Genomic DNA, 9,141 nt, shown 5'->3' with positions numbered 1-9,141 from the left:
CCACCCCGCTCGAAGACGCCATGCGCGCCGACGATCTGGTGAAAAACCGCGAAGCGATAAAACGCGCGCTCGATTTCTATCTCTGCCCCGAACCTGCAAAACCGCACCCGCCCAGCACGCTGTTCATGGTGGTGCCCAATGTTGATACCGAAAGCTTGTTGGCGCATGCCTGTGAGTCGCTGGCGTCAGCGAGTGCGATGGCGAGTAATTTCGCTGGTGAGTTGAGCGGGTTTCAGCGCAGCACGGCGTTGGCAATTCAGCAGATTGTCATGCTGGCGGAGTTGGCGGTGAATCGGGCGCTGGATCGGGTTGATCCGCAGACCTGACCTGCGACCGCGTTATCGTTCTTCGCGAGCAGGCTCGCTCCCACCGAAAGCACGCGGTCGACTGTGGGAGCGAGCCTGCTCGCGAAGAGGCCTTCAAGGGCTCCACCAGACTAATTCTTGCTCTCGATCTTCCCGCCCGCATCCGGATCGTAAAAATCCGGAATCTCGTACTGGTATTTCTTCAGCCAGCGCTGCATCGCCAGTTCGCGTTCGGTGGCGGTGGCGCTTTGCGGTTTCGGCGAGGCGGCTTTGTTGCGGCTTTGCAGGACCAGCCAGCCTTCGGTTTCCTGTTGTTGCGCTGAAGCAGGGCCGGTGTCGATGGCGTGGGCGGTGAGGGGCAGGGTGAGCAGGGTCAGGTAGCACAGGCCTTTGCGGATGGTCATGGCTGTCTCCTATTCGAGCGTCGGCGGTAGCGGGTCGATGAAGGCGGCGACGCGGTCGCCGGGTGTGGCTTTGGCGTGGGCCGGGGCTTTGAGTTTTTCTGCGCGTTGCTGCGCTTCGGTGAATTGTTCCGGGGTCAGTTTCGAGCGGCTGACGACCTCTGCGGCTTGGGGCCAGTCGTTCTGGTAGAGCAGCAGGGTGACCATGTTCAGCGTCGCCAGTTGATTGTTCTGGCTCAGCTCGATGGCGGTGAGGAATTCGAATTTCGCTTCGTTGAGGCGTAGTTGGTTGAGGTAGACCACGCCCAGGTCATTGCGGATTTTTTCGTCGGTGGGCGCCAGGCGTGCGGCTCGTTGCAGGTGGGCCTGGGCCTGGCCGTTGTCGCCACGGGCGGCGTAGACCTGGCCCAGGCCATGTTCGGCCTGGGCGGTGAGGCAGCCGCCGAGCAGGCTGCGGTAGAGCGGCTCGGCTTCGCTGCGACCGAGCAGGCGATAGACCTTGGCTTTGCGCAGACGCACTTCGCTGAGGTTGTCCGGCAGGCTTTGCAGGTTGGCGAGGCTGGCGTGGAGCTTGCCGTCGCTGGCCAGGTCATCGGCGAGGTTCAGCGACAGTTCCTGCTCCGAGGTCAGTTTGCTGCAGCTGGACGGCGACAGCAGCGAGGTCCACGGCGCCTGGCCGTCCGTGGCGCAGCCGCTGAGCAGCAACAGACTTGCCATGACTATCAGTACTTTCATCAAACGCTCTCCATGAGCCAAGGTCAGTTTGCGAACGCGCGGGCAATGGCGGTGAAACCCGGGCCGGCCAGTACGATCAGCAGGGCGGGAAACAGAAACAGCATCATCACCACCGACATCTTCGCCGACATTTTCGAGATGTATTCCTGCAGCCGGGTCAGGCGTCGGTCGTCCAGTAATTGCTTGAGCGCCAGCAGTGATTTCATCGCACCGCCGCCCTGGTGGATCAGTTGCTGGAGGATCACGCAGGTGTCGGTGAATTCGTCCACCGCGAGCATCACCGCGGTCTTGTTCAGCTCCTGACCCAGCTCCAGACCCGAGTCGACGCGGCTGAGGATCAGGCGCAGTTCGCTGGTCAGCTCCGGCAGCAGTTTTTGCGCTTCGACGCTGAGCACGCGCAGCGCTTGTTCCACGGCCATGCCGGATTCAAAGAGGATGCGCAGCAGCGGAATGAACGTGGAGATTTCCACGGCGATGGTTTTCTGTCGGCGGGCGGCGGCGTAGGCGAGCAGGCGTTTGGGCAGTAGATAGCCGCCGCCCGCAGCGAACATCGGCGCCATCCAGCGGTGGCTGGTCTGCGAGAAAAACACTTCCTGCAAGAAGATCGCCAGCCCCAGAGCGAGCAGCGGCGTGCCGATCTGGCAGGCGGCGAAGAGCGCGCGTTCGTTGGCGCGGCGCCAGCCGAGGCGGCCGAGCAGGGTCTGGGTTTCGCTGTCGATGCTCACCGAGCCCCGGCCGAAACGGCTGTTGCCCAGCGCGCGCAGCCAGTGGCCGAAACGGTTTTCCCGGACCAATTGGCCATGCAAGCGCTGATGCACCTGTCGCACGCGGCGGCGCTCGGTGAGCAGGTGATTGCCCAGCAATAACAGCGAACCAAGGAGCAACAACAACGCCGCGAGCCAGACCATCTCAAACGCTCCGCAACATGCGCCACAGCGCCAGACTGCCCAACACCTGCAACACGGCGGCGCTGAGCAGCATGGTCTGGCCGCTTTCGTCGTGCCACATGCCGAGCATGTAGCCGGGGTTGGTCAGCATGAAGTAGCTCACCAGAATCAGCGGCAGCAAACCCAAAACCCAAGCGGTCATGCGCGTTTCCCCGGTCAGCGCGCGCAACTGCCGCGCCCCCTGGTCGCGTTCGCGGATCAGTTTGATCAGGTTCTCCAGCAGCTCACTGGCATTGCCGCCGTAGCGGTGATTGACCTTCAGGCCGAGGGCGAACATGCGCAATTCGTCCTGCTCGTAGAGTTCGGCAAAGTCGCTGACGGCGTCAGGCAAGTTCACCCCCAGTTGCACGTGGCGCTGTACCCGGCCCATGGACGCTTTCAAGGGATCTTCACTGGCCTCGATGCCGCCCAGCACCGCATCGCTCAGCGTGCGCCCGGACTTGAGACTGCGCACGGTGTGGTCGAGCAATTGGGGCAGTTGTTCGATCATGCGGCGGATCCGCCGTCGGTAGCGAATGGCGATGTACAGCCGCAACGCCACGGGCGGGACGAGCAACATGATCAGCAGACCAACCCAGCTCCCGAGCAGAAATCCCAGGCCCATGGCCGCCGCCCACAGGCTCAGCCACAGGCCGAAGCGCTCGCTCGGCTGACCGAGGCCGGCACGCAAAAACATGTGCTCCAATCCCACCCATTTCGTCTGTTCCACGGCCAATTGCGGTTGTCCGGCGGCGAGTCGATTGAGGACTTTTTCCGTCGCGGTCTTGCGCAGGCCTTGCAGGAACAGATAGATCGACAGCCCGAGCAGCATCAGGCAAATGGCGATAAGAATGATCGGTCCCAGCATCTGCGTGCTCCTCGCCGTCAGCCCAGGTGAGCGTCTTGGCGCAGCTTGTCGCCGGCCGGGTTGACCGCTTCGCGCACAAAGCCAAAGCCCGTGCGGCGGTCGAGGCGGAACAGGGTGTTGGTGACGTAGACGTCCTCGCGGATGCCGACCACTTCCACCACTTCACTGACGCAGCGCCGACCGTCGGGCATGCGTGTCAGTTGAATGATCACGTCGAGGGCGGCGCAGATCATCTGGCGCAAGGTGCGTTCGGCAATCGAGCGCCCGGTCAGGCCGACCAAAGTCTCCAGACGCAGCAACGCGTCCTGGGCGTTGTTGGCGTGCACGGTGCTCATCGAACCGTCGTGACCGGTGTTCATCGCGGTGAGCACGTCGACCACTTCGACGCCTCGGATCTCGCCGAGGATGATCCGGTCAGGACGCATGCGCAGGGCGTTGCGAATCAGGTCGCTGGCCTTGACCTCGCCATGCCCCTCAGCGTTGGGCGGACGGGTTTCCAGACGCACTACATGCGGATGGCCGAGTTGCAGTTCGGCGACGTCTTCGATGGTCACCAGCCGTTCGTGCGGGTTGATCAACTGGCTGAGGATGTTCAGCAGCGTGGTCTTGCCGGTGCCGGTGCCGCCACTGATCAGTATGTTGCAGCGCCTGCCCACGGCATTCTGCAGAAATTCGAAAATCGCCAGATCGATGGTCTGCATCGCCATCAGGTCGGTGCTCTTGAGCATGTCCTTGCGGAACTTGCGGATCGACAGGCACGGGCCGTCGAGGGCGATCGGCGGGATGATCGCGTTGACCCGGCTGCCATCGGGCAGGCGCGCATCGACCATCGGCGAGGACTCATCGAGGCGGCGCCCGAGCGGCGCAAGGATGCGTTGCATGACCCGCTCGACGTGATGCGCATCGATAAAGCGCAGATCGCTTTGATGCAATACGCCGTCGCGCTCGATGAACACCCGGTGCGGGCCGTTGACCAGAATCTCCGTCACCGACGGGTCGCGCAGCAGGACTTCCAGTGGGCCGAATCCGGTGAGTTCGTCGACGATTTCCTCGCCGAGGCGCTCCATTTCGTAGCGCGAGATCGCCAGGTGCAAACGCGCGATGTATTCGGCGACCTTGTCGGTGACGAACTGCGCCAGTTGCTGGCGCGAACCTTCCAGCAGGTTTTTTCCTGACTCCTCGATGGCGTCGATGATGTAGCGGTGCAGGACCAGTTTCAGGCCTTCGTGATCGCTGTTGCCGATCGCTCCGTGCGACGTTGCGCCAAAGAGTTTTTCTGCGCTCATGAGTGGCCTCGCAGACGGTCGAACCAGGTGACTTTCGGTTTGCTCAGGCCTTCGGAGCGTTTCGCCAAGCGCTCGCCGAGGGTGCGCAGGCTCTGGGTGAGTTTCTCCCGGGGCGCCAGTTCGAACAGACTCACGCCCTGGTTTTTCGCGTTCAGGCGCACGTCGGGACTGAACGCCAGCACGGCGATGACTTCCAGATTGAAGGTCTTGCCCAGGGTCTCGGCATCCGGCGCGACGTTGCTCAAGTAGCGATCGATCAGCAAGCGCCCGTGCTCGAGTTTCATGCCTTTCTCGCGCCACTGGTTGAGCACGGCGAGGTTGCGTCGGCAGTTGAGTACGTTCTGGTCGGTGTACCACAGCAGTTTGTCGCAATGGCTGACGAAGGTGCGCAATGCCTCACTGTCGGCCTGCCCGGTGAGGTTCACGACAATGTGCTGAAAGTGTTGGCGCAGGGCGCTGAGCAGCATGTACAGCTCGGCGGCACTGGTGGTTTCCAGCGGCTCGTCAGTGTTGGCGTAGGCAAGAATGCGCAGGCCGTGGTCGGCGCTGGTGAATGCGCTGTCGATCAGCGTGGCGTCGAGGCGGCGCAAATGACGCAGGGCATCGCCGAAGTGAAACGAACTCTCCAGCCCCAACAACGCAAGGCTGTCGCCACGGGGCAGGCCAAGGTCGAGCAGCAAGGTTTGCTGGCCGCTCTTCTGCACCACCATGGCCATGTGATTGGCGAGCAAGGCACCGTCGGAACTGCTCTGCACGCCGTACATCACGGTAAGCCCGCCCAACTGCGTGTTGGGAGTGACGGCGGGCAGGCGTTTGCCCAGGCGCCGCACCAGTCCGGCGACTTCGCTGGAACGCGAGCCATAGGCGACAAAATCCCGCGCGCCGGCGCGCATTGCATTGAGTACGAGCTGATTGTCCATGCCGTCGCCGAGGGCAACGATCGCCAGCATCGGCTTGGCTTCCAGCGCACCTTCGATCAGCGCGCTCTGCGCCACGACATGCTCGCGATCGAGACCGACGAAGACCAGATTGGCGAAGGTTACATCGACCAGCGCGAGCAGTTCGTCGAGGCTGCCGGCACCTGCGCTGATGACTTGGCCGAGTGGCGCGAGGGCGCTTTGCAGCCATTCCAGATCGGTGCTGTTGCGGGTGATGGCGAGGAAGGTCTGACTGAGATTCTGGTTCATTGCGACAACCCGCTGCGCTTGTCGAAGTTGCCGTTCTCGAGGAAGAACATGCGATAGAAATTCGGGTCGTAATTGCGCAGTTTCTCCCCCGGCAACGACGGCAAACGCGCGTCCGCCGCCAATGGCTGGACCAGATGCGGGGTGACGATCATCAGCAGCTCGCGCTCTTCGCGTTTGATCTGCGAACCCTTGAAAAAGGCCCCGAGTATGGGAATGTCGCCCAGGCCGGGAAACTTGTTCACCTGCGAGCTGTTGGTGGTGCTGATCAAACCGCTGATGACAAAACTTTCGCCATCACCCAGCGACACGCTGGTGTCGGTCCGGCGGATGGTCAGCGCCGGAACGGTGGTGCCGGCGATGTTCACCGCGTTGGCAAAATCCAGTTCGCTGACCTCCGGGGCGACCTTCAGCGCGATGCGATCGCGGCCGATGATGGTTGGCGTCAGCGTCAGGCGGATGCCGAATTCCTTGTACTCGATCGACACGCTGTCGCTGCCGGAACTGGGCACCGGAATCGGGATTTCCCCGCCGGCCAGGAAGCTCGCACTCTGCCCGTTCAACGCCACCAGACTCGGTCGCGCCAGGGTGTAGGCGAAGCCGCTGGTTTCCAGGGCGTTGATGATCGCCATGGTCTTGCCGCCGACCCAGGAGAAATTGAACAGCGAGTTATCCACCGGCAGGCGCGGCTGCGGTACGCCGTCAATCGGTGGCAGCGTGCCGGGCGAACCGAACAGGAAATTGCCGCGCGTGCCGATCAGCGACGCCGTGGCTTCCTTGAGTTTGGTGCGGCTGACTTCGACGAAGCGGATGTCGGTCTGCACTTGCGATGGCAGGGACGGATCGTCCGACGGCACGCTGCTGGTCAGCGCCGTGGTCGCCGCGCCCTGGACGAAGACCATGGCTTGCTGCGGCTGCGCCGAGCAGGCGGTCCAGACCATCAGGCTGGTCGCGCCGGGGCCGACGCCCGTGAGCAAAAAGGACGAACCGCCATTGGCATGCACGTCGGCAATTTTCGGGTCGCCCACTGCCAGCCGAGTGATTGCCACCGGTGACTGCATGTCCTGCTGGAAGCCTTCACCGATTTCGATCACCGAGGGCAGGCGCGGCAGTGCCGAGCAATTGCCCACCGCCGCGAGGGCGCTGTCCATCGTCAATCCCAACAACAGCAAGGCCCGGAGCGCCGGTTTCAATGTCGGTCTGAGTCGACTCTGCATGCACGTGAATCCTTGCGCAGTCATGGGGTTTGTTGGCTGATCTGGTTGCCGCGAATGATTTCCACCGCAGGCCTGGGCGCCGCGCCGGCACTGGCGGTGGCAGGTGCTCTTTGCGCGCTGCCCAGGGCGAGTTGAGTGAACTGAAAAAGCTGGCTGTTGGCGCGATCCAGGTGCGCGGGCGATTGCGCTTCGCCGGCCCAGTATTTGGCCAGCCGCTGTTCTTCGCTGCTGCGCACCGCGAGACGCAAGGTGCCGACTTGAGTGGCAAGCATCAGGCGGCTGAGCAGTTGTTCCGGCACCGCCAGCACCACTGTGCGTGCGGCGATGCGGCGCTGGTCCTGTTTGATTTTTTCTTCGGCGCTGAGGCTGGGCGTCGCCGGTTGGCCGTCGTTGGTCAGGCCGTACTGATCGCCAATTCCGAGCACGCGCAGGGCCGGAACGGCGATCTGCGCCGACTGCTGCAGATTGCTCGCGTCCTCGCGCAGATACAGCAGCACGTCAACGTAATCGCCCGGCAGCAACTGTCCGGCGGCACCGATCACTTCATCGACGGCCACGGTCAGTGCGCGCTCGTCGCGGCGAATCATCCGCGCCAGCGCACCGCCAGCCTGGAAGCTTTCGTCATTGAGCCAGGTGCCGGCGCTGAGGTGGCGCCAAGGCGTGCGGCCGACTGCTTGTTCAATGCTGGTCAGGCTGCCGGCCGGCGCGCTGCGCAGTTTTTCCACGGTCACATCGGCGGCGGTCAACGGCGTGAACGGCGGGACATCGTGGAGCAGCACTACTACCGGTTGGCGGGTCTGGTCTTCGGCAATCGCGACAGTCTGTTCAATGCTGACCGCTGGGGTGACGGGCGCCTCGGCGACCGGGGCCGGCTGACGACTGAGCACCAGCCCCCAGTAACCGACAAAAACCGCGCCGAGCAACAGCAGCGCGGCAAGGCCCATGGTGACGCGACTGTTCATGACGGCTCTCCCTTTCCTGCTGCACAACCGACGGCATCTGCTTGTGAAGGGCTTACTCATTCGGCAGCTATGAACATGCAACTATTTCGCTATTTCCAAGCTAGCTGATCCAAGCAAAAGCGCCATTAATGACAGGCGAAATAACCGTACCAAAGTATGAATCTGGCCAGTTAACAGCCGGAAACGGCGGAAAAACGATGGGATTAATGCTTTGTGATTAATGCGTTCTTACAGTTGTTGGGCGGGGGTTTGTTGACAATGCTCAGGTGGCACGGTGGAACCTTGCCGCGGTGGTGATGTCGGCGCCAGAGGCGCGAAGGAGTGGACCTATGTTTCGTATGACTTTTGATTATGTGATCGCCAAGGCTCGCGCGTTTGCCCGCAGTGAAGAGGGTGCTTCGGCGATCGAGTATGCGATTGTGGTGGCGATGGTGGCGGTGGTGGTTGTGGCGTTCGTCACTCCGCTTGGAGACAGGGTCTTGGCGATCTTCAACAATATTCTGACCTCGCTCGATGGTACGGCTGTGACCCGGCCAACGCCTTGATCTTGTGAACACTGCACCTGGCTGATATCGCACTACACTGGATTTACCTTTCAGTATTCAGGTATTGCCTATGAACGCGTCTTCGTCGCCCCGCCAACAACTGCTTCTGGTTGATGATGAAGAAGACGCGTTGCTGGAGTTGGCGGAGTTGCTGGAGGGGGAGGGCTTTACCTGTCATACCGCGACGTCGGTGAAGTTGGCGTTGCATCTGTTGACCCGGCATCCGGATATTGCTTTGGTGATTACTGATCTGCGTATGCCGGAGGAGTCGGGCATGTCGTTGATCAGGCGGTTGCGTGAGCATACGTCGCGGGCGCATTTGCCGGTGATTGTGATGTCGGGGCATGCGGATATGGAGGATGTCAGCGATATGTTGCGGTTGCAGGTGCTGGATCTGTTTCGCAAGCCGATTTATCACGTGAGGTTGTTGGAGACTCTCGATAATTTGTTTCCCAAGCCTCGGGTTGAGGCTGGGTGAACTCGGCGGCCTTTGGGCCGACCGTGTTGGTGGGGTTTTGGGTGAATATCCGTTGCTGCGGGTGTGGCGGCTGGCGGTTTCGCCCTTACGGCGACTTACTTTTTTACAAGCGCCTAAAAAAGTAAGCAAAAAACGCTTGCTCCTACGTTCGGCCCTCGCAGGCTCGGGTTCCTTCGCTGCGGGATCGATCCGGGCGCAGCGGCTACGGTTTGCTTCGCTGCACCTCCTTCCGCT

11 protein-coding genes are annotated in these 9,141 nt (G+C 62.0%); 3 read left to right on the top strand and 8 right to left on the bottom strand.

What is annotated here, in order from left to right; all coding sequences use genetic code 11:
• The coding region (locus tag D8U60_RS16895) for a DUF6124 family protein (protein ID WP_130900545.1) at positions 1 to 326 on the top strand (326 nt) is incomplete at its 5' end.
• A gap of 110 nt (positions 327 to 436) precedes the next feature.
• Here the strand turns inward: D8U60_RS16895 and D8U60_RS16890 are convergent.
• From D8U60_RS16890 to cpaB, 8 genes are read right to left on the bottom strand one after another with little or no spacing between them, the layout of a single operon-like run.
• Positions 437 to 709, bottom strand: a complete 273-nt coding sequence (locus D8U60_RS16890) for a DUF3613 domain-containing protein (protein ID WP_024011439.1) — start codon at positions 707 to 709, stop codon at positions 437 to 439.
• A gap of 9 nt (positions 710 to 718) precedes the next feature.
• The gene (locus D8U60_RS16885) at positions 719 to 1,441 is read right to left on the bottom strand and encodes a tetratricopeptide repeat protein (RefSeq protein WP_110647082.1); all 723 of its coding nucleotides are present in this window, start codon (positions 1,439 to 1,441) and stop codon (positions 719 to 721) included.
• 23 nt (positions 1,442 to 1,464) lie between these two features.
• Positions 1,465 to 2,349, bottom strand: a complete 885-nt coding sequence (locus D8U60_RS16880) for a type II secretion system F family protein (RefSeq protein ID WP_130900544.1) — start codon at positions 2,347 to 2,349, stop codon at positions 1,465 to 1,467.
• 1 nt (position 2,350) lies between these two features.
• The gene (locus D8U60_RS16875) at positions 2,351 to 3,235 is read right to left on the bottom strand and encodes a type II secretion system F family protein (protein WP_130900543.1); all 885 of its coding nucleotides are present in this window, start codon (positions 3,233 to 3,235) and stop codon (positions 2,351 to 2,353) included.
• 17 nt (positions 3,236 to 3,252) lie between these two features.
• On the bottom strand, positions 3,253 to 4,521 hold the full coding sequence (locus tag D8U60_RS16870) for a CpaF family protein (protein WP_110603767.1): 1,269 nt from the start codon (positions 4,519 to 4,521) through the stop codon (positions 3,253 to 3,255).
• Positions 4,518 to 5,708, bottom strand: coding sequence for a pilus assembly protein (locus D8U60_RS16865; protein WP_076565580.1), 1,191 nt, complete (start codon positions 5,706 to 5,708; stop codon positions 4,518 to 4,520). The genes D8U60_RS16870 and D8U60_RS16865 overlap by 4 nt, the downstream gene beginning before the upstream one ends.
• Complete coding sequence (locus D8U60_RS16860) at positions 5,705 to 6,922, bottom strand: type II and III secretion system protein family protein (RefSeq protein ID WP_130900542.1); 1,218 nt, start codon at positions 6,920 to 6,922, stop codon at positions 5,705 to 5,707. Before D8U60_RS16860 ends, D8U60_RS16865 begins: the two co-directional genes overlap by 4 nt.
• A 20-nt stretch (positions 6,923 to 6,942) precedes the next feature.
• Positions 6,943 to 7,884 carry a Flp pilus assembly protein CpaB gene (gene cpaB / locus D8U60_RS16855; RefSeq protein WP_130900541.1) on the bottom strand — a complete coding sequence of 314 codons (942 nt, stop codon included), beginning with the start codon at positions 7,882 to 7,884 and terminating at the stop codon, positions 6,943 to 6,945.
• A gap of 338 nt (positions 7,885 to 8,222) precedes the next feature.
• Between cpaB and D8U60_RS16850 the strand changes: the two genes are divergently transcribed.
• Both D8U60_RS16850 and D8U60_RS16845 read left to right on the top strand, forming a co-directional pair.
• On the top strand, positions 8,223 to 8,429 hold the full coding sequence (locus D8U60_RS16850) for a Flp family type IVb pilin (RefSeq protein WP_041480746.1): 207 nt from the start codon (positions 8,223 to 8,225) through the stop codon (positions 8,427 to 8,429).
• A 70-nt stretch (positions 8,430 to 8,499) separates the two neighbouring features.
• Positions 8,500 to 8,907, top strand: coding sequence for a response regulator (locus D8U60_RS16845; protein ID WP_122699973.1), 408 nt, complete (start codon positions 8,500 to 8,502; stop codon positions 8,905 to 8,907).
• Positions 8,908 to 9,141 lie beyond the last annotated feature (234 nt).

It is taken from the genome of Pseudomonas sp. Sample_11, from assembly GCF_004307505.1.
In the GTDB taxonomy this organism is placed as follows: domain Bacteria; phylum Pseudomonadota; class Gammaproteobacteria; order Pseudomonadales; family Pseudomonadaceae; genus Aquipseudomonas; species Aquipseudomonas atacamensis.
This window is presented reverse-complemented; position numbering and strand designations above follow the sequence as displayed.

Excerpts from the sequence above, each read along its gene's own strand:
- D8U60_RS16890 (WP_024011439.1), bottom strand. The coding sequence starts at position 709 with ATGACCATCCGCAAAGGCCTGTGCTACCTGACCCTGCTCACCCTGCCC.
- D8U60_RS16875 (WP_130900543.1), bottom strand. The coding sequence starts at position 3,235 with ATGCTGGGACCGATCATTCTTATCGCCATTTGCCTGATGCTGCTCGGG.
- D8U60_RS16860 (WP_130900542.1), bottom strand. The coding sequence starts at position 6,922 with ATGCAGAGTCGACTCAGACCGACATTGAAACCGGCGCTCCGGGCCTTG.
- D8U60_RS16850 (WP_041480746.1), top strand. The coding sequence starts at position 8,223 with ATGACTTTTGATTATGTGATCGCCAAGGCTCGCGCGTTTGCCCGCAGT.
- D8U60_RS16870 (WP_110603767.1), bottom strand. The coding sequence starts at position 4,521 with ATGAGCGCAGAAAAACTCTTTGGCGCAACGTCGCACGGAGCGATCGGC.
- D8U60_RS16880 (WP_130900544.1), bottom strand. The coding sequence starts at position 2,349 with ATGGTCTGGCTCGCGGCGTTGTTGTTGCTCCTTGGTTCGCTGTTATTG.
- D8U60_RS16865 (WP_076565580.1), bottom strand. The coding sequence starts at position 5,708 with ATGAACCAGAATCTCAGTCAGACCTTCCTCGCCATCACCCGCAACAGC.
- D8U60_RS16885 (WP_110647082.1), bottom strand. The coding sequence starts at position 1,441 with ATGAAAGTACTGATAGTCATGGCAAGTCTGTTGCTGCTCAGCGGCTGC.
- cpaB (WP_130900541.1), bottom strand. The coding sequence starts at position 7,884 with ATGAACAGTCGCGTCACCATGGGCCTTGCCGCGCTGCTGTTGCTCGGC.
- D8U60_RS16845 (WP_122699973.1), top strand. The coding sequence starts at position 8,500 with ATGAACGCGTCTTCGTCGCCCCGCCAACAACTGCTTCTGGTTGATGAT.